The following is a 19,729-nucleotide window of genomic DNA, read 5'->3' as shown; positions in this document are numbered from 1 at the left end:
TCAATATGCAAATATGATCATATATATACCGTTAGCAACGTTATTAGACAATGTTGCTCGGCATATATTGGTTTACTTCATGGTGAAGCTCTTGTATCGCACTAACAGTAACATTTAGTTTTACTGCTAATGTTGTTTTTGATAGTGCTCAGATAAAATAAGTAATGAGCGATGATAATTAATTTTAGCGATACTTTAAAAAGTTAATGTATTGAAAAAGTGGCCTATGCTTTTATTTTTCTGTTTTATTAGCAAGAAAATCACTACTTGGTTACTAAAATTAATTAAGTTTGTTCAACCAGTAACTAATTTTCTCTTCCAACAGTTTAGGGTTTATCGGTTTAGAAATATAATCATTCATACCCGATGCTAAGCATTTTTCTTTATCACCCTTCATAGTATTTGCCGTCATTGCAATAATAGGGATAGTCGAGAACAAGACACTATCCATATTATTTCTTATATGTTCAGTGGCTTGATAGCCATCCATTTCTGGCATTTGGCAATCCATTAAAATAAGATCATAAGGATGTTCTGGATCTTTCTTCTCTAAGATATCAATTGCATTTACACCATTGACTGCAATATCAATAGAATAATCAAACTTTCTTAATATACCTAAAGCGACTTGTTGGTTAATTCGGTTGTCTTCAACTAACAATATTTTTGCTTTAGTGGTCTGACTTTTATTGTCTAACATATTACTTCCAAGGCTAGCTGAAACGCCAGCCGTATTTTTTAATATCTGTCTCTTGTTAAGCGTAACATCTAAGATATTAAGTAACTCATCAATGACCACAGGTTTTAATAAATAATCTGAAGTTCCTGACGTTGATGACAAAGGACCTTTAACAATCTGATCCATTGAAGTTAACATCACTATTTTAAGCTTATCAAGTGACTTAATTTTTCTAATCTCAGCGCTTAACTCACTACCTGACATGCTCGGCATTTGCATATCAATAATAGCCATAGCAAAATAATGGCTATCGTATTGCTTCAATATAGCCAATGCCTTACTACCACTGTCAGCTTGAATAACTTCAGCCCCCAAAAGACCCAATTGTTTGCTAAGCACGGCAAGATGAGTAAGATTATCATCAGTAACTAAAATGTTAATTCCATTTAAATGAGTACCTAACTGAGTTTGCACTTCTTCTGTGCTAGGTTTTAATTGGATATTAAAACTAAATTCGCTGCCTTGACCCAAGACACTACTAACAGTAATGCCTCCCCCCATTAATTCACATAATTGCTTTACAATAGACAAGCCTAAACCTGTGCCACCATACTCTCGTGTTGTCGATACATCGACTTGGGTAAACACATCAAAAAGTATTGAACATTTATCCGCTGGTATACCTATTCCTGTATCTATGACACTGATATGTAGTTTTATATCTCCATTGTCATTTAAAACTGTCTTTGCTTTAATAACAATTTCACCCGTGGGGGTAAACTTTATTGCATTGCCAACTAAGTTAGTAATGATTTGTCTTAATCTACCAGGATCACCGATGACCATTTGATGACCAACATCGGTGACATCAAGAATAATTTCTAATTTTTTATCTTTGCTATTCATCGATAAAGACTGAACCAAATCGCCTAAATTTCTTAAAAGGTCAAAAGTAATCAATTCAACTTCAAGTTTACCTGCTTCTATTTTTGAAAAATCTAGAATGTCGTTTAGGATATGAAGCAAGGTATCGGCACTTGAATGTGCTAGTCGAGTAAAATGAGCTTGTTCTTGACTTTGCTTGGTCGTTGATAATAAATTTAGCATGCCTAAAACACCGTTCATTGGCGTTCTAATTTCATGACTCATATTAGCCAAAAATTGTGACTTAGTCCGATTGGCTAATTCAGCTTTTAATTGTTGTTTCTTATTTTCATCGGCTAAACTTTTCAGCATCAATTCTTTTTTTACTGAACTAGACACATCTTGGATCAGAATTTCACATAAGCGTTCATTCGGGGAAGTATTGATGCTTTTAATCGATATTTGCTGCTGTATACGGTAATCGTTATCACCAACATGGCTTTTATGAAATAACGCCAAAGGTTTAGGATTAAAAGTATTAGAGAGTTTAGTGGGCAATCCTAACGTTAATGCTTCATTGCATGCATCACTTAAGCGGGAATAGTTAAACCCCTCTAGAATATCACCAAGTTTACAACCAAAACCTTTATCATCGACTATAACAGAGTGATCTTTTATCCACTGATTATAAAAAACTACCTGATGGTTTTCATCAATAATGATAATACCAAGAGAAAGATCATTCACAGAACTAAACAATATATCTTTTGTTAAATTATTCATAGCAGAGCTAAGCTTCACTTTTGTTAGTAATGCCAAAAACAAATTTTCGCACAGATTCTTGAAAAATCTCTAACGAGGTAATATCCATAATAAAAGAGATAAAACCTTCAATATTATCATCGGGTAAAGAGAACTTAACTTTTATATATAATGACCAATCATTTTCGCTGCTATACACATAAACTTTATTAATATCCCCTTGTATAAACTCTGGCATTTCAATTTTTATTGAGGATTTAAGAAAGTTAATAACCGTTCCAAAACAAGCATTTAAAATAACATTGCCTATTTCTACTAAAGAATCTTGCTCAAGATCAGACAAAGCCTCGGGTGGAAACTTATTACCAAGTAAAGTACTAACTAATTGCAAACCACTTTCTTTGCTAAACATAAGTAATGCTTGGCCTTTAAAGTCACCTTCAAATCGTTGAATTACAGCACTGATTTCTGTATCACTAGCAAACTTCAATTTAGATTTGGCTATTTTGTTAGAGACGATTTCGACTTTTGGGATAGTTAAATCAACCGGTTGAGATACCATTTTATTCAGGGAGTTGGCCGCTCTACCAATACCGATGTTAAATATTTCGGTGAGGGCATCAATTTCAAGTGGAGATAAATTATCCTTCATATGCTTCCCTAACTATTTAAAAAATGGCTAATGAGTTCTTCGGTAATCGGTTTAATTAAAAAAACAACACCTGCTTGCTCAGCCTGTTGTTTTATTTCATCTTGGATATTTGCGGTTAACAAAGCGCGCTTAGGAATTGAAATTAGCTTATCTAATGCAAAGATTAATTCAATACCTGTCATACCAGGCATATTATAATCAAAAATCGCAATATCAATTTTACTTTCCGCCGTTAATTGGCTCAAGCACTGCTCTCCACCTCCAGCTTCAATGATGTCGACTCCAGGTATATAAGATTTAACAATTTCTTTAAGCATCATTCGAGAAACAATACTATCGTCGACAATTAATACAACTTTACTCATTTAAATACCCAATTATTTTTAATAACCTGTCTCATAAAAGCATATAAACGAATGGGGTTATTTGCAAGCTAATATATTGAAATATAATTAGTAATTTGAGCAAGGTATAAAAAGAAGCTGTGACTTTCAAAACATAGGCTTTAATGGGAGTGTTTTGGTTAGAGCCAAGGAGCCTAAAGGGAACGTTAAAAGCATGTAAGTCGACGTTAAAAATGTGGGGTGCGATTAAATACACTTCTGTAATGCCGGTAACATAAGTTTTGGCTAGATGATAAATATTCGTGTTATCAAAGTTTATACTTGGCATATAACTTTCAATAAAATTAACCTGATGTAAAAATATAAATCCGTCGCAAAAATGAGTAGCAACTAGTAACGTCTGTTTATGTTTTCTTACATGGGCGAGAATATTAATCATTACCGCTTCTTCTTTGCCTCGATCTAGTCCTTTGGTTGGCTTGTTTAAAATCAGCACATTTTATGGACGTAACAACAAGGGTGCAATCTGTAATCGTTGTGCTTGGCCAACTAATAATCCTACACTTTTAGAGCCTAGCCAAGTATTAATAACAAACGATAAGCTATCAATAAATGAAGTTAGCTTCACTAATTGACATACCTCAAGCATTTCTTGGTAGCTAGCATCATGTTTTGCTGGCTTTATAGTTTTTTTTGTAGATGTTAGCAGCTAAGAGCCCTATTCCGCCTACAAGGATACCTTTAACTGAAATAGGTAAGCCTCTTGTTAGCCAGAGGCTAAAGTAAAATATCCAACATTATTATCACATTCGATATTTTACTAAAAAGTACGTATAGAGTAACTATAAGCACAGAAGAGATTAACTTCTCGGACGTATAAATGGCATATGTCTATTTACATCTTTATATAATAAATATCTAAATGGACCTGGGCCACCGGCATAGCAAGATTGTGGACAAAAAGCACGTAACCACATAAAGTCACCCGCCTCTACTTCAACCCATTCACCGTTTAAATGATAAACAGCTTTACCTTCTAAAACATATAATCCATGTTCCATCACATGTGTTTCGTCAAAAGGGATCACGCCGCCTGGCTCAAAAGTTACAATGTTTACATGCATATCATGGCGCATATCTGATTGCTCAGTAAATCTTGTGGTTTTCCATACACCACCGGTATTAGGCATTTCAATAGCTTCAACTTCATGGTCACTGGTTACAAAAGCTTCTGGTGCATCTATGCCTTCAACGACTTGATAAGCTTTGCGGATCCAATGGAACTTTACATTTTCTAAACTATTATTTTTAAGTGTCCATTGAGCACCTGCAGGCAAATAAGCATACCCGCCTGATGTCATATGGTGATTTGTCCCTTCGATAGTAACATCCATTTCACCTTCAACAATAAAGAGTACACCTTCAGCATTTTCATCAAGTTCTGGTTTTTCAGAGCCGCCGTTTGGTGTTACTTCTACTATGTATTGAGAAAAAGTTTCTGAAAAGCCACTCAATGGACGAGCCAGCACCCACATCCTCATATTATTCCAAAAGGGTAAATAACTGATAACAATATCGGTTAACACACCTTTAGGAATAATTGCGTAAGCTTCGGTAAAAATAGCGCGATCAGAGATCAATTGTGTTTGTGGTGGTAATCCACCTGTAGGCGCATAATATGTACTTTTATTTGACATTTTCGTTTTTCCTTGTTGTTTGGGCTTCATTAAATTCTTTCCTGTAAGCATGAAGTAAAGGCTCGGTATAACCATTGGGCTGTGTTTTCCCTTTAAAGACAAGATCTAATGCTGCTTGAAAAGCTAAACTACTTGCAAAGTTAGCAGACATTGGCTGATATAAAGGGTCATGGGCATTTTGTTGATCAACAATAACCGCCATTTTTTCTAAGGAAGACCTCACTTCAGACTCAGATAAGATACCATGGGCTAGCCAGTTACAAATGTGCTGACTAGAAATTCGTAATGTCGCTCTATCTTCCATCAAGCCAACATTGTTAATGTCGGGGACTTTTGAAGCGCCCATGCCTAAATCAACCCAACGAACTACGTAACCCAATAGACCTTGGGCATTGTTATTAAGCTCTTTTTCAATCGTCTCTTTACCCAATTGCTCAGGTTTTTTTAATAAGGGTACTGTTAATATATCATTTAAACGAGCACGAGATCTTTGCGCAATCCTACTCTGTACCTCAAATACATTCACTTGATGGTAATGTATAGCATGTAAGGTAGCCCCGGTTGGTGATGGAACCCATGCCGTATTAGCACCTGATAAAGGATGAGCAATTTTCATTTTCATCATATCAGCCATTTCATCAGGAATAGCCCACATCCCTTTACCAATTTGTGCTTTACCGGAAAAACCGCAGGCTAAACCTATATCTACATTCCTATCTTCGTAGGCTTTAATCCAGGGTTGTGCTTTCATATCACCTTTTAACACCATGGGACCTAGTAACATACTGGTATGTATTTCATCGCCCGTTCTATCTAAAAAACCAGTATTAATAAATACAACGCGATTTTTTACGGCTCTAATACACTCTTTCAGGTTGACTGTTGTGCGACGTTCTTCGTCCATTACCCCAATTTTAATGGTATATCTATCAAGATTTAAACCATCTTCAACAGCATTAAAGAGTTTATTAGCAAAAGCCACTTCATCAGGGCCATGCATTTTAGGCTTTACAATATAGACACTACCCTTTCTTGAGTTACGGTGAATACTATTTTTTTGTAAATCGTGTAAGGCTATTAAGGTGCTTATCATGGCGTCCATGATGCCCTCTTGAATTTCGAAGCCCTCTTGATCGAGTATTGCAGCGTTAGTCATTAAGTGGCCAACATTTCGACAGAATAATAAACTGCGTCCTGGCAAATTCAAGTTGCCACCGTTAAGGTCCTGATAAATTTTATCAGCTTTTAATACTCGCTGAGTTATTTTACCGGCTTTATCAATAGTTTCACTTAAGTCACCTTTCATTAGCCCTAACCAATTACGATAAACATGAATCTTTTCTTTGGCGTCTACCGCAACTACCGAATCTTCAAAGTCTTGTATTGTGGTTAATGCTGATTCTAAAGTAATATCTTTTATATCTGCGGCGTCTGTTTTACCAATAGCTGAGCTTGCATCTATTTCTATCGCCACACGTAAATCATGATGGTTAAGTAAAACTGAGCTGAGCTTATTCTTATCCCCCTGAAAGCCAATAAATTGTTCTGTATTTTTTAATAGTGAAGTACGACCATCAACTAAAGTGACTAAAAGCTTTTTATTGTCAATAGTATAAGCACATGACTGATGATGTGAGCCGTTGATGAGTGGAAAGTGATCATCTAAAAATTCACGGCCGTAAGCGACTACTTTTGCTGCTCTAATAGGATTATGCGTTGCTTTTTTCTCAGCGCCATCTTCACCACTAATGACATCAGTTCCATAAAGGGCATCGTATAAACTTCCCCAGCGAGCATTAGCGGCATTTAATGCAAATCTAGCGTTGGCGGCGGGAACAACAAGTTGTGGTCCAGCTTGTGAGCTTACTTCACTATCTACGTTGTTTGTGGTGATAAGAAAGTCATCACCTTCAGGGCTTAAATAGCCTATATCAAAAAGAAATTGTTTATATTCCTCAATATCAAAATTATCTTGATGCGCGAGATTCCAATCATCAAGTTGTTCCTGAAATTGAGTGCGTTTTACTAATAAGGCTCTATTCTCAGGCCCTAATTGATGAGTGATTGTTGATAAGGATTTCCAAAAATTATCAGCAGAGATGTTTAAGCCGAGTAAAACCTCTTCTTCTATGAATTTTACTAAATCAATATCTACTTTTAGCAAGTTTTTCTGTTGATATATTGTCATTTCCTTAACCACTTATTCCTTAATTATACTTTGATTGTTATGTTAATTATCTGTTGAGGTCTGCGCTGATAAGCGTCTTTATCTAAAGCTGCAATGCTGATGAATGTATACAAATTCACAACACCTGTCAATAAAGACAAGAGATTGTACACACAATTGTTGACAACTTACCTTTGAGTCAACTCTATTAACATCAAACAACATTTATGCTTAATAAAACACCTTAATAATCATCTCAAGATCACCTGAAATTTACCGAAAAGTTGACCTATAAAGCGAGTAATGTGTATAAAAAATCTAGAATAATCGTCCATTTACTAGCAGTGATAATCAATACTGACGGATGAAAAAACGAGTGATTACTTGACGACACCAAGATTGAAGTTGGAGAATACGTTATCATGCTCCATGTGGCAGACTACTTTGCAAATAAAGGTGACCAACAAGATAAACCACCATTTTTAAATCGTATTCCAACCATCTTGGTATTTTGACGCTAGCGCAAATTATTATGTAACGTTAGCGCGAGTATGTTGGCAAGTTATTTTATGGGAGCAGTCATTTTTGGTGCGTTAACCATGCCTTTTTTAGCGGTTAGAAGAACAGAATATTTTGATTTTACTGCTAGTGTAATCTTTGTTTCAACTTACTTCTTTTGAGGGGGGCATTGTAATATTTTTACCCTATGCTCAATCTGTTAACAACAACACCAGTCAAACCTCTTAAATTAAGGCTCTTGGTGTTGTTGCAGTATCACTAGGTACTTGCTACTACTTATTCTGCTTTATGGTTTGCTAACCAGTGCTCTGCAATATCTTGCCTTCTACACACCCAGACATCATTATATTTTCCAATATAATCTAGGAACTTAACCAGACTTGCAAAACGACCTGGTCGGCCAATAATGCGGCAATGCAAACCAATAGACATCATTTTTGGCGCATCAGCCCCTTCAGCATACAAGGTATCAAAAGTATCTTTTAAGTAACAATAAAACTGTTCACCTGAATTAAAACCTTGCGGACTAGCAAAACGCATATCATTGGCATCTAAACTATAAGGGACAATTAAATGTGGCTTTTCTTTACCTTTTATATAATAAGGTAAATCATCAGCATAACTATCAGCATCGTATAAAAAAGAGCCTTCTTCCATTACCAACTGTCGAGTATTTTCACTCATGCGGCCAAGATACCAACCTTTAGGTTTTTGTCCTGTCATTTCTTTGTGAATAGCTATCGCTTTTTTTAAATGTTCACGCTCGGTTTCAATCGGTACATTTTGATAGTCTATCCACCTGTATCCATGACTCGCAATTTCCCAATCTGCTTTTAACATCGCTTCAACTGCTTCAGGGTTACGTTGCATCGCCATCGCGACACCAAAAACAGTTACAGGTAAGCCTCGCTGAGAAAATAAACGATGTAATCGCCAAAAACCTGCACGGCTGCCATATTCATAAAAAGACTCCATGTTCATATGTCGTTCGTTAACAAACGGCTGTGCGCCAATGATTTCTGATAGAAAAGTTTCCGAGGCATTATCACCATGTAAAATGCAATTCTCGGCTCCTTCTTCATAGTTGATCACAAATTGCACCGCCACTTTTGCCTTATTTGGCCAAGTAACCTTAGGTGCATGCTCTCCGTATCCTTTCATGTCTCGAGGGTAGTTATTCATATCTATTTTACTCATGCTAATGTCAACTCAATAGTTTCGTTTTCTAAAGTAAGTTCATTACAATGTTTGCCAGCACCGGCCCTATCAAAGACGAAAAAAGTCGGTCTTTTTCTAAAATTAAGGCCATGTGCCAAATTCCTGCATGAAAATTAAAGTCTTGTTGTTCATGGGTTACAAAAACCTGTAAATTTGCACTAGAAACAGAATCACCTGCCATTTTTATTATCTTGGAGGTGACTTGTTAGAGGCGATAGCTAGGAGCAAACTCGAGATGTGTACAATCTGTTGAATTTGCATCACTGACATGGGCTACATCAGCAAAAAATAGATATCATCCCGCGTAAAGCCTGTTGCATTTGCAATAGTGAACGTTGCTTCATTGCCATCAGTGCTTCGTTTATTATGTCCAGTGCCATATAAGCCTGCTACTTTAAATGTATTAAAAGTAGCAGCTTGTGTTGTAGCCGAACTCAAACCAAGAAATAGAAACGAAGCAGCACTAATAACTGTGGTTATCATGTTCATTTATCTTCTCGGTTTTTGTTTTGTTGTAACTTTTTATTCCGTGATTATTTAGTTGTAAAAGTAAAGGTTACATTACTCTTTTGTTGTTTGACGTTGTTGATACCACAGTGCAATTAACTTCCGCTCTGAGTCGGTAATTTTGGTTAAGTTACCTATAGGCATAGCTTTAAGGACTACTGCTTGCTGATAAATTTGAGTGGCTTGCGCTTTAATTTGTTCAGGTGTGTCATAAATAAAGCCTTTAGGCGCAGCGGCAAAACCAGCTTGTGTAGGTTTGTCTGCATGACAAGATGAACAACGCTGTTGAATAATGGCTTGAACTTGAGAGAATTCTACTGGTGAGACTGTTGAATCAGTGTTCGCCACGATTGACTTAGGCGCCATAGCCCAGATAACGACGACCATAATAACTACAGCAGTAACTAACGCTCCTGTTAGTGGTTTTCCTGGCGTGTGACGCGAAACAAAGAACACCCGTATTAAGGCACCTGCCATTGAAATACCCATTAATATTAACCAGTTATACTCATGGTTATAGGTCATGGCATAGTGATTACTTATCATCACAAAGACAACAGGTAAGGTAAAGTAAGTGTTATGAACAGAACGCTGTTTGCCTGCTATTCCCGGGGCGGCGTCAACTTTCTCGCCTGCGATGAGCCTTTCGACCATTTTCTTTTGGCCAGGAATAATAACAAAGAATACGCTAGCTGCCATAATAGTACCTAACATGGCACCAAAGGTCATAAAAGCGCCACGACCACTAAATATGTGTGTTAATGCATAAGCGGCGGCAGAGACAAGTGCAAAAATCACAACACCTAAAACTAAATCGTTTTTAGCTAAAGCAGATTTACATAAGAAATCGTAAATAATGTAGCCACCAAACATAAAGCCTAAGCTAATTGCAATGGCTGTGCTTTGCGATATATCAGCAACACTTGTATCAATAAGGTAAATATCAGCGCCATACCAGTAGACAATAGCCATCAAAAAGAAACCACTGATCCACGTTGTATATGCTTCCCATTTAGACCAATGAAGATTATCGTCTAAAGGTTGGTTTTTGGGACCCAACATGTATTTTTGCGAATGATAAAAACCACCACCGTGTACCGCCCATAACTCACCAAAAACACCATTTTTGGTGTCTGCAGGATTTTTAGGTGTATGTAATGAATTATCTAGCATAACAAAATAAAATGATGCGCCGATCCAAGCTATGCCGGTAATGATATGAAAACTTCGCACTAAAAAATTTAATACATCGAACAAATACGCTTCCAAATTTCTGACCCTTCTAAAGAATTTATATTGCATTTATAGCGCGGCTTAATTTGCCAACCTAACTATAGCTTAAGGTTTGTGTTGTGTAATTTACATTCATTACTAAACATCAACTTAGCATATGAAACAAAAACAACATTGTCAACAATCCTGTTTACAATTAACTATCAGTACAAACAAGTATTTTTGCCCATAAACTAAAGCCACAAAATTCCAATGACTTTATATTTTTAAAAAATATAGGTGATTTTTCTACAGGAAGGGATTGAAATTATAAGAGTTATATCTATTATTAGCGCTTCTCAGCAAGCTGCATACCACAACCTTTTAAAATGATATGTTTTATCGTTCTTTTAGCATCATCAAAGTCGCTATTGGTCAGCGGCCTATCTAAAGCAGCTTCAATCTCAACTGAAAAATTAGCATAATGTTGAGTTGCCCCCCAAATAGTAAACAACAAATGGTAAGCTGATATTTGCTCATCTAACTTACCTTGCGCTTGCCATGATTGAATGATGTTAGCTTTGTCAGTGATCCACTGTTTAAAATCTGTTTTCAAATATTGACTTAAATAAGGCGCGCCATGCAGTAACTCACTAGCAAAAATAATTGAAGGAGTAGGATTAGTTCTTGAATACTCTATTTTTGCATCTATGTAGCTTGCAATTGCTTTTGCTGGGTCATCATTGGGCTTTATATCAGCAAAAGCTTGATTCCATAAATTGATAATATTAGTTAACACCGCACCATAAAGCGCGAGTTTATTCGTGAAATAATAATGAATATTACTTCTGGGTAACATTGCCGTTTCAGCAATGCGCGCAATGGACGCACCATTAAAGCCATATTTCTTAAATTCTTGTTCAGCAGCTTTTATTATTTTATTTTTGTTTAATAACCTAGCTTTTTGTTGTGTATTGACTAAATCATCATCAGAAATTTTTATTATTGCCATATTTTAACCAAAGACCTAACCGTTAACGCATTAACGTTTTTTAAATATATCAACTAAATCACTAGTAAATTCTTTTTCATCTAAATTTAATCGCGTTTCAATACTATGAATATGTTGATACATAAGTGCTGTAGCTTTTTCAACCTGACCTTTTTCCATTACGTCGATAAGCTCGAAGTGTTCAAAATGCGAGCATTTAGGCGCATCAGGGTTTTCATACAGTACAATCACTAAAGAGGTTTGCGGTATTAAGGTTGTCAGAATGCGCTCAAGCGTGGTGTTTTTTGATATCTTCGCCAGCATCAAATGGAAGTCGCCACCGAGTTGAATACCTTCAACCATATGTTCACGTTCGATATTATTTTCTTCTGATTTAACTATTTTTTTCAATAAGTCGAAGTCACTATGCGTTGCATGCTTAATGACATCTTTAACAATCTCTACTTCAATTAATTTTCGAGCTTCAAGAATATCTTTACCTTGTTTAACGGTCGGACTTGCGATAAATGCCCCTTTGTTCGGTTGAATTTCAATAATATGGTCTTGAGAAAGTCGCAGTAAAGCACTACGAATCGTTGTACGACCCACATTAAATATTTTTGATAAATTTTCTTCAGTCAGCCGAGTACCAGGGCGTAAACGAAACGATAATATTGCATCAAAAATTTCTTGGTATATTTCTTTATCGCTAATTTTTTTAATTTTTTCGTCAGACTTCAACTTAACTTTCATCACAATCCTAAATACAAATTGACCACTTGGTACTAATCCTCTTAGATTATAGTATATAGAGTTTTATGTTAACTAGTCATTGAACTTCATTACAATCAATAACCTTATCGTTTATTTTCTCATCATCACTCAAATTATACCGATACATCTTTATATGTTCAGTATTCAGCTCGACTTAATTCATTTATTTCAGCTATAGGTACTAATAAGTCAGGATATGGGCAGCTAGTTTGTAGAGAAGCCTCTGCGAGTAAGTTACCCGTAGCCATTAAAAGCTCACACCTGCACTTGGAAATAATGCTGAACAACGTGCCAAAGTAAGGTGGTTGAAAAAATATGCCGATTATGAGATTGAGCCAGCTAAGTGTTGATCAATCGTATTTAATGCCTTTACTGAAGCTAACGTTAACAAAAGTGACTTTTTTCTTCAAATAGAGTTACTCAACGTTACTTTTTATCTCAGCACATTTATTATTAATATAAAGTGTGATTTGTGTTTCTAGCAGGTGAGTGTTTGAAAACTGCAATTGACGCTTTGTTTCTGAATCTAGAGAATCAAACGTTATATTGTCAATCATGGCATAATCGACCCGGTCACTTAAAACCATTTTTATACCTGTTTCAACAGACTCCATATAAAATATCTTAATGCCAGCATCAGTGAATGATTTAACAAACTGAGAATTATGGTTAGTTCTCAGTAAACCAATTAAATATGGCTTAAGCTCTTCGAGCATTGTCCAGGTAAATTCTGTTGGCTCTCTCTTTCTGATAAGAGAGATACTAATTAAATTTTCATCTAAAACGTAGGAAGAAAAATTAAGTGTACTACTTGGAGGATAAAAACTAGCACACCACTGATCAGCATTGATAACTCTATTTGCTCTTCCAGGAGGAAGAAAAACCGGTATCCAAGTCAATGAAGAGCCAATTTTACTATTTCGTAATAAGGTAAACGCTAAGCCATCATCATCACGTTCTACTGTGGTAAAAGGCGGATATTCTATTGAAATCACCTCAATTGTCGTCTCTTGAGAAAAAGAGGAAGCACAAAAAAGTAAGGTTAATAACAAATATATTTTCATTGCTAAAGAGTCGCCTAATAATATGACTAAAAAATTTAGAGTCACTGTCACTATTATTTATTATGGTCATATTTTTATATATAACCATTCAATAAGTAGATTATTTAATATCAATAAACGATATAACATCCTATAGCGCTGAATATCAAAAGGACAGTCTCATGTTAAGCAATCAAAATTTAAACTAAAGATCCCTAAATAGTTAACCTTCATTATGAGCATTTTTTTGATGAGTTAATCGAGTAACCTGTTAACGCTAACTAATGTTACATTATAGACTTGAGGTTTTACATTCTTTATCTCAGCTGTGGCTGAGTGAGACTGATAAACTTAGCACCCTAATCCCTATTTAGGGTTTAGGGTGACGATGAGAACTAAACGCTAGCCATTAGAAACCCCTAATAGCTCATTTAAGATCACCAAAGCACCCGTTCTTCGAATCAGGGGACAGCTAAAACTACCGGTATCCCCTCTAAAAACACTTAATACAATATGGTCAATCCAACAAATCGTTATACTAATATAGTATGCTTTTAACCGCCAAATTTAAAACGTAAACCAGCATTAACGGTAAAACCATCGTTTCTTGACCAAATATTGGTTGTCCATCGACCGCTAGGTGCTTGTTCGGGTAATACTAAAGAGTCATCCTTTGTTTGTCGCACATTTAACAAGTTTTCAGCATTAACGAAAAAACTTACTTGTCCGATGGTAATTTGACCCAGCAGCCCTAAGTGCCAATAAGGGCTGCTTCGCTCTCGATATGGGTTGTTTTCAAGTTGTTGTGTACCCGTATAGTAAGCTTCAAATCCTACCATATGACTGCCATGTTCTTCCCACATTACAACAAGACCAGCCGAATGTTTAGGGGTTAACGCTAAGGGTACTCGGCCAAATTGCGGATCTCTTTCTTTAGTGGCGTCTATGTATAGATAGCTACCGGTAAATTTAATATCTTGCCAGCGATAGCGTAGTAATAATTCAGCACCGTTAATGTTACTTTCGCCAGCAGCATTGACGATAAGAACTTGCTTTCTTGAAGCATCATCACTATTAATCACAGCTAACTCAGTAACGTTATCAATATCTGACGCAAATAATGTTAGGCTAGTTTCTACACTGCCCAGCACATAGCTAAAATCTATAGATGCGGTAGATGCTCGCTCCTCATCAAGACTCTCTAGCGGCGCAAGTCGAGATAAACCGGCTTCATCAATATCTTCAATAAAAGGACTTGGTGCGAAAAAACCTTGCCCATATGCCCCTCTAACCGACCAGCTTTCTTGGTTGTATAATAATGAAATTCGCGGGCTTACTTGTGTTCCGTATTCATTATGCCAATCAGCACGTGCACTAAGCGACATAGAAATATCATCACTGACTTCATAATCTAGTTGCGAAAATAGTCCCGGCACTTGATAGGAATAATTAAATTCAGAAAAGGTATCAGATTCGAACTTTTCAGACTGTAGTGCTAAGCCAACTAGCCATGCCGCTTTATCAGAATACCCTGACAAACTCGACTCAATCAGGCTGCTTGTATGGCTGTCATCCTCTTGAACAGGACCAAATTCATGCTCGTGGTCTTGTTTCATTGCCGAGCCACGGACATTAATAGTCATCACCTGCCCCAATGGGCGGTCATATATGAAGCCAACATCGGTTCTAAGCGTACCCTGTGTTTGAGGAAAACTATTACCATCAGGTAAAGTAGCGTCACCTAAAGTACCACCATCTCTTTGTTCTTTCATTGCACCCAAGGTAACGTAAAGGTTTGCACCATTATCTTGCTGCCAATAGAAACGAGGTCGGACACTATGCCTTTCGTAGCCAGCCAAATCAATCCAGCCATCGTTATCTAAGTCTTGCTCTTCTTGATGATGAACTCCAGCAGTAATCGATGCACTTAAAGCGCTAGTTAAAGGAGCGGCAAAGTATGAAGTGATATCTTGACCATTTTTAGACGTAGCATTAAGTAACACTTCGCCCTCATAAACATCTGAAGGTGTGCGTGAAATTAGATTGATCACCCCTCCAAGTGCTGAGCCACCATAAAGAGAAGAAGCAGACCCTTTAATTATTTCAACATTTGCAAGGTCTGTAGGTGGAATTTGCAACAGGCCAATTGAAGCGGTTTGACCACCGTATAAGGGTAAACCGTCACTTAAGAGCTGTGTGTAACGACCATACATTCCTTGCAGTCGAATGTTGGAACTTCCTAACGCAGGCGAGGTAGTTTGCACTCTAACGCCACCCGTTTCAGCCACTAACATAGAGATATTCCCTGGACGCATTAGCGCTTTTTCTTGTATTTCTTCCCCATTAATAATTTCGGTTCGTGTTGCCGATTCAGTAACGATACGACCTAAACGAGAAGCGCTTACTTGAATTTTTTCAATTTTGTTATCGTTATGTTCATGGTGTTCTTTGTTGTGTTCTTTGTTGTGTTCTTCTTCATTGTTATTTTCATTCGCGTAAGAAAACGCAGGGATTAACAGCATGGCTACTGCCGTTTTTAATGATATTTTAAACATTTTTACCTCAGGTATTACTTGATAATAATTCAGCACAAGGGCGCTAATTAACTTGAAAAGTGATGAGTTGTACAATCTTTGTTATTCTAAGTTTTTATGAGGTAAAAATAGGAGGCCGATAGAGCAAGGGAGAAATAGATTTAAGCTGCTCAAATTGTTGCATATAAAAAGCTTCAGCTAAGATAGTTATTTTAGCTGAGTGAACGACAGTATTAAAATATACAGTTGATGAACATGCATTAACAATACAAGTACAATTAACATCGCAACATTCGATACCACAGCAGTCTTCTGGGGTAGCTTTACTAACTGTACTTAAACCGTAATGTTTTACTTGTTCGCTGGTGTCAAAAGAAAGAGATTTTTCTGAATTTTCACAAGACATAGCAGTATTAAAGCTTATTGCTTGCCCAACGAAGGCAACAAGCATCATTGCTATAATAAACATTCTTAACACTGCTTTAAACATAAAAACCCTTAAACACCATACGCAGAGTATTATAAGAGTTTATTCATGATATGTGAACAATCATAGGCAACTTCGTGCGAGTTATCTATTAAGTCGGTACTATAAACTGTTTAAGCGATTATTAATTATAATGCCTAGTTTGTCAGATAAGCAGACAAAATAGGCATTAGCCTTTTTATGATGAACGACATCTATGGTAGCCTTGCTGGCAGTTATTGGTGGGCTTTGGTTAGGTGAAACATCTATTTTCTGCCTGTTGATATCTACCTTTGAGAGCGGTTTTAATAAACGTTGATTTTAATTACCCGTATTATTTTGTACTGACAAATTAAACGTTTTTACATCACAGTTACTGAGGGCATCACAACCTCTTATAATAAACCTTAAGCTTGATAGGTCATTATCTTGAAAAGACTCGCTTCCTACAGATTTGTTTCCAAAAGAGCAAGATAAGCTGTTGTCATCAATTACACATTGAACTTCACCTGTTGCGTTTGGGCAGAGTGAGAAAGAAGCGCTACCACATTTAAGCCCGGCTATTTTATTATCGTCAGAATATACGTCGCCATTAATCGATAAGTATAAATCTATTCTGTAGGCTGCAGAAGTCGGTGATACCCACTGAACTTCAAAGCGAGTACCTTCTGTAACAGTAACCTGCTCTCCTTCATAATAATCTCTTGAATCAAAGCGAATATTTTGTAAGGTGAAGCCTTCCTCAACCGGTGGCAATATATTAATCTCTGGTGTTTTTTTATCAGCACCGCCGCCACAAGCGCTAAGCACGATTAAAGTAGTGGTTAATATAGTTAATAAAAGATGTTTCATCGATGTCCTTTTTATTACGTTAAATGTATTCCATACTTGACAGCTCAGTAGTCAAAGAAGACATTAAGCTTTTCAGTTCATTACGTCAATAACAGGCACTAAAGTCATGTTAATATAATTGAGTGACGGATGACGTTATTGCCAATCATAGGAAATTATTTTTAGCTAAAAAACTCTCCTGCAAGCTTATTACTGCCGTTGGTATTTCACCTATTTATACACAAGAATACTACATTGTCGTCACTAGCCTCTAAAGCATTGAGGATTACCATCAAACTTCAAATCAATAAAGTCGCTCATTTAAATCAAATAGAATGCTCAATTAGTAGACATCCGCTTGAGCTAAAATACCTTTGTTTATAAGTTGAGTAAGAACATAGTTACACTTTATTTTTAAGTGTTCTCTAAGCAGGCGAACTGCCGGAGTAATGGTCTGTCTACTTGGGCAAATAATCCATAATTCTGTTGGCTTAGGGACAAAGCCTGTTAATAGTGTCACAAGTTGGTTACTCAGCAAGTCATATGACATATCTAAACTAGATTTTACAGCTATTCCCTTACCACTTACACACCAACGCCTGACTAGGTCAGCATCGTTTGAAACGCGATTACTTTTCATTTTGACTTTAATAAACTCACTTTTATAAGAGAATTCCCATACATCATGAACAATGTCATGTAACTTATATAGAAGACCGTTATGTGTGGTCAAATCATTAGGATGCCTGGGTATACCATGCGCTTCTAGGTACTGAGGTGTTGCACAAATAACTCGTGGTACATTACAGATTTTAAAACCGTAAAGGTTGGCATCATTTGGTGAACCATAGCGCAAGGCAATATCAACGGGATCCCTATAGAAATCAATATTACTATCACTGACATGTAATTTAACACTGATCCCTATGTGCTCTTCCATAAATTCATCAAGCCAAGGTAATACTAAATTCCGACCTAAATCTGAGGGGATAGAAATTCTTAATTCACCATCAATAATGTCTAAATCATCTTTAACATTTTGCTTAGCTACGTCAAGCATTTGCAATGCTTGCTGACAATTTGGAATATACCTTTCACCTGCAACAGAGAGCCTTAAGCTTCGAGTCGTTCGTATAAACAGATCAACGCCAAGCGCACGTTCAACCCTTTTTATTGCAGCACTAGCTGTTGCTGTATGCATGTCTAAACTCTCTGCCGCTGCAGTAATACTGCGAAATTCGGCAACTTTTAAGATAACGTTAAGATCTTCTAATAGCATGATTGTCAAAAATAATTTGATAAAGATTCTATCATTATGCTGTTTCTATTTGAGCGATCAAGTCATATCATTATAATCACCATAACAATTAATGTTAACTCCCCGTAATTAACAATTTTAAAGCTTTGGAGAAAAACCATGAAAGCAGTTGGCTACATACAATCATTACCGATCAGTAATCCTAAATCATTAATAGACATCGAACTATCGCAACCTACAGCTTCAGGACATGACTTATTAGTACAGGTTATGTCTATCGCTGTTAACCCTGTAGATTACAAAATCCGTCAAAATGTTGCAGCAGAGAACGATGAATACAAAGTGCTTGGTTGGGACGCTGTTGGTGAAGTCGTGGCCATAGGTGAGTCAGTGAGCCACTTTAAACCTGGGGATAAAGTCTTTTATGCCGGAGATTTAAATCGCCAAGGAAGTAACGCGGAATATCAATTAGTTGATGAGCGCATCGTCGGTCATAAGCCAAAAAGTTTATCAGATGGCGAAGCCGCTGCATTACCATTAACCGCGATTACTGCTTGGGAATTATTGTTTGAACGCTTATTAATCAAACAACAACATCCTGAGATAAAGAAAAAATCAAACGATATAATTTTAATTGTTGGCGCGGCGGGAGGTGTCGGTTCGATTTTAGTTCAGTTAGCAAGTGCACTAACAGGCGCAACTGTCATTGCTACGGCGTCACGAGATAGTTCTGCAAAATGGGTAAAAAAACTGGGGGCAGATTATGTTATCGATCACTCCAAATCACTAGTAGAACAAATTGAACAATTAGCTATAGGGCAAGTAACACACGTTGCTAGTTTAACGCATACTGACTCCTATTTAGATAGCTTTGTTGAACTGTTAGCTCCAATGGGAAAGATAGCCTTAATTGACGATCCTAAGTCGCTTGATATCAGTAAACTTAAATTTAAAAGTTTATCCCTGCACTGGGAGTTTATGTTTACACGTTCAATGTTCAAAACAACAGATATCAATGAGCAACATCGCTTACTTAACAAAATTGCAGACTTGATTGACCAAGGATATATCCAAACTACGGTCGGTAAAAACTTAGGAACCATTAACGCTAAAAACTTAAGAGCGGCCCATAAAATACTTGAATCAGGACAATCGATTGGAAAAATTGTTTTAGAAGGTTTTTAAAAGCAGTCCTAGAAATGTAAGAGACT

At 36.6% G+C, this 19,729-nt stretch carries 18 protein-coding genes; 1 reads left to right on the top strand and 17 read right to left on the bottom strand.

Translation table 11 applies throughout. The features are described from left to right. Positions 1–280 precede the first annotated feature (280 nt). The 17 genes from H4J75_RS15135 to H4J75_RS15060 all read right to left on the bottom strand — a co-directional run bounded on the left by H4J75_RS15135 (position 281) and on the right by H4J75_RS15060 (position 18,539). Positions 281–2,326, bottom strand: a complete 2,046-nt coding sequence (locus H4J75_RS15135; RefSeq protein WP_182222596.1) for a response regulator — start codon at positions 2,324–2,326, stop codon at positions 281–283. 7 nt (positions 2,327–2,333) lie between these two features. Further along, on the bottom strand, positions 2,334–2,957 hold the full coding sequence (locus tag H4J75_RS15130; protein ID WP_182222595.1) for a chemotaxis protein CheX: 624 nt from the start codon (positions 2,955–2,957) through the stop codon (positions 2,334–2,336). 8 nt (positions 2,958–2,965) lie between these two features. Beyond that, the gene (locus tag H4J75_RS15125) at positions 2,966–3,322 is read right to left on the bottom strand and encodes a response regulator (protein ID WP_070373777.1); all 357 of its coding nucleotides are present in this window, start codon (positions 3,320–3,322) and stop codon (positions 2,966–2,968) included. Between the two features lie 478 nt (positions 3,323–3,800). After that, the gene (locus H4J75_RS20255) at positions 3,801–3,929 is read right to left on the bottom strand and encodes a hypothetical protein (RefSeq protein ID WP_259366418.1); all 129 of its coding nucleotides are present in this window, start codon (positions 3,927–3,929) and stop codon (positions 3,801–3,803) included. A 232-nt stretch (positions 3,930–4,161) separates the two neighbouring features. Beyond that, positions 4,162–4,998 (bottom strand): bifunctional allantoicase/(S)-ureidoglycine aminohydrolase, encoded by an 837-nt coding sequence (locus H4J75_RS15120; RefSeq protein WP_182216246.1) that lies wholly within the window; start codon positions 4,996–4,998, stop codon positions 4,162–4,164. Next, positions 4,988–7,186: a malate synthase G gene (locus H4J75_RS15115; RefSeq protein ID WP_182222594.1), complete on the bottom strand. Its 2,199-nt coding sequence runs from the start codon at positions 7,184–7,186 to the stop codon at positions 4,988–4,990. Before H4J75_RS15115 ends, H4J75_RS15120 begins: the two co-directional genes overlap by 11 nt. 774 nt (positions 7,187–7,960) lie before the next feature. Continuing rightward, positions 7,961–8,881 carry an allantoinase PuuE gene (gene puuE / locus H4J75_RS15110; RefSeq protein ID WP_404842715.1) on the bottom strand — a complete coding sequence of 307 codons (921 nt, stop codon included), beginning with the start codon at positions 8,879–8,881 and terminating at the stop codon, positions 7,961–7,963. 28 nt (positions 8,882–8,909) lie between these two features. Beyond that, positions 8,910–9,083, bottom strand: a complete 174-nt coding sequence (locus tag H4J75_RS15105; protein ID WP_182216242.1) for an ureidoglycolate lyase — start codon at positions 9,081–9,083, stop codon at positions 8,910–8,912. Positions 9,084–9,175: 92 nt separating this feature from the next. Then, a complete protein-coding gene (locus H4J75_RS15100) occupies positions 9,176–9,391 on the bottom strand; it encodes a hypothetical protein (protein WP_182222593.1) in 216 nt (71 codons plus the stop codon). Between the two features lie 72 nt (positions 9,392–9,463). Beyond that, positions 9,464–10,666 (bottom strand): urate hydroxylase PuuD, encoded by a 1,203-nt coding sequence (locus tag H4J75_RS15095; RefSeq protein WP_259366416.1) that lies wholly within the window; start codon positions 10,664–10,666, stop codon positions 9,464–9,466. A gap of 304 nt (positions 10,667–10,970) precedes the next feature. Continuing rightward, entirely contained in the window at positions 10,971–11,633 is a 663-nt protein-coding gene (locus H4J75_RS15090) for a TetR/AcrR family transcriptional regulator (RefSeq protein ID WP_182222591.1), read from the bottom strand. Positions 11,634–11,663: 30 nt separating this feature from the next. Next, complete coding sequence (locus tag H4J75_RS15085; RefSeq protein ID WP_182175615.1) at positions 11,664–12,365, bottom strand: GntR family transcriptional regulator; 702 nt, start codon at positions 12,363–12,365, stop codon at positions 11,664–11,666. Positions 12,366–12,802: 437 nt separating this feature from the next. Next, a complete protein-coding gene (locus H4J75_RS15080; protein WP_182222590.1) occupies positions 12,803–13,450 on the bottom strand; it encodes a hypothetical protein in 648 nt (215 codons plus the stop codon). Positions 13,451–13,983: 533 nt separating this feature from the next. Continuing rightward, positions 13,984–15,984 (bottom strand): TonB-dependent siderophore receptor, encoded by a 2,001-nt coding sequence (locus H4J75_RS15075; protein ID WP_182222589.1) that lies wholly within the window; start codon positions 15,982–15,984, stop codon positions 13,984–13,986. 94 nt (positions 15,985–16,078) lie between these two features. Beyond that, the gene (locus tag H4J75_RS15070) at positions 16,079–16,432 is read right to left on the bottom strand and encodes a hypothetical protein (RefSeq protein ID WP_182222588.1); all 354 of its coding nucleotides are present in this window, start codon (positions 16,430–16,432) and stop codon (positions 16,079–16,081) included. A gap of 318 nt (positions 16,433–16,750) precedes the next feature. Beyond that, a complete protein-coding gene (locus H4J75_RS15065) occupies positions 16,751–17,281 on the bottom strand; it encodes a hypothetical protein (protein ID WP_182222587.1) in 531 nt (176 codons plus the stop codon). A 322-nt stretch (positions 17,282–17,603) separates the two neighbouring features. Next, positions 17,604–18,539 carry a LysR family transcriptional regulator gene (locus tag H4J75_RS15060; protein ID WP_182222586.1) on the bottom strand — a complete coding sequence of 312 codons (936 nt, stop codon included), beginning with the start codon at positions 18,537–18,539 and terminating at the stop codon, positions 17,604–17,606. A 138-nt stretch (positions 18,540–18,677) separates the two neighbouring features. Here H4J75_RS15060 and H4J75_RS15055 point away from each other — a divergent pair, with 138 nt between their 5' ends. After that, positions 18,678–19,703, top strand: a complete 1,026-nt coding sequence (locus tag H4J75_RS15055; RefSeq protein ID WP_182216228.1) for a zinc-binding alcohol dehydrogenase family protein — start codon at positions 18,678–18,680, stop codon at positions 19,701–19,703. Positions 19,704–19,729 lie beyond the last annotated feature (26 nt).

It is taken from the genome of Colwellia sp. BRX10-1 (assembly GCF_014077545.1).
In the GTDB taxonomy this organism is placed as follows: Bacteria; Pseudomonadota; Gammaproteobacteria; order Enterobacterales; family Alteromonadaceae; genus Colwellia_A.
Note: the sequence above shows the minus strand (reverse complement) of the source record. Positions and strands in the feature narration are given on the sequence as shown.

Bases quoted from the DNA above. Each gene is read 5' to 3' on its own strand.
- H4J75_RS15135 (WP_182222596.1), bottom strand. From the start codon at position 2,326: ATGAATAATTTAACAAAAGATATATTGTTTAGTTCTGTGAATGATCTT.
- H4J75_RS15130 (WP_182222595.1), bottom strand. From the start codon at position 2,957: ATGAAGGATAATTTATCTCCACTTGAAATTGATGCCCTCACCGAAATA.
- H4J75_RS15125 (WP_070373777.1), bottom strand. From the start codon at position 3,322: ATGAGTAAAGTTGTATTAATTGTCGACGATAGTATTGTTTCTCGAATG.
- H4J75_RS15120 (WP_182216246.1), bottom strand. From the start codon at position 4,998: ATGTCAAATAAAAGTACATATTATGCGCCTACAGGTGGATTACCACCA.
- H4J75_RS15115 (WP_182222594.1), bottom strand. From the start codon at position 7,186: ATGACAATATATCAACAGAAAAACTTGCTAAAAGTAGATATTGATTTA.
- puuE (WP_404842715.1), bottom strand. From the start codon at position 8,881: ATGAGTAAAATAGATATGAATAACTACCCTCGAGACATGAAAGGATAC.
- H4J75_RS15105 (WP_182216242.1), bottom strand. From the start codon at position 9,083: ATGGCAGGTGATTCTGTTTCTAGTGCAAATTTACAGGTTTTTGTAACC.
- H4J75_RS15100 (WP_182222593.1), bottom strand. From the start codon at position 9,391: ATGAACATGATAACCACAGTTATTAGTGCTGCTTCGTTTCTATTTCTT.
- H4J75_RS15090 (WP_182222591.1), bottom strand. From the start codon at position 11,633: ATGGCAATAATAAAAATTTCTGATGATGATTTAGTCAATACACAACAA.
- H4J75_RS15085 (WP_182175615.1), bottom strand. From the start codon at position 12,365: ATGAAAGTTAAGTTGAAGTCTGACGAAAAAATTAAAAAAATTAGCGAT.
- H4J75_RS15080 (WP_182222590.1), bottom strand. From the start codon at position 13,450: ATGAAAATATATTTGTTATTAACCTTACTTTTTTGTGCTTCCTCTTTT.
- H4J75_RS15075 (WP_182222589.1), bottom strand. From the start codon at position 15,984: ATGTTTAAAATATCATTAAAAACGGCAGTAGCCATGCTGTTAATCCCT.
- H4J75_RS15070 (WP_182222588.1), bottom strand. From the start codon at position 16,432: ATGTTTATTATAGCAATGATGCTTGTTGCCTTCGTTGGGCAAGCAATA.
- H4J75_RS15065 (WP_182222587.1), bottom strand. From the start codon at position 17,281: ATGAAACATCTTTTATTAACTATATTAACCACTACTTTAATCGTGCTT.
- H4J75_RS15060 (WP_182222586.1), bottom strand. From the start codon at position 18,539: ATGCTATTAGAAGATCTTAACGTTATCTTAAAAGTTGCCGAATTTCGC.
- H4J75_RS15055 (WP_182216228.1), top strand. From the start codon at position 18,678: ATGAAAGCAGTTGGCTACATACAATCATTACCGATCAGTAATCCTAAA.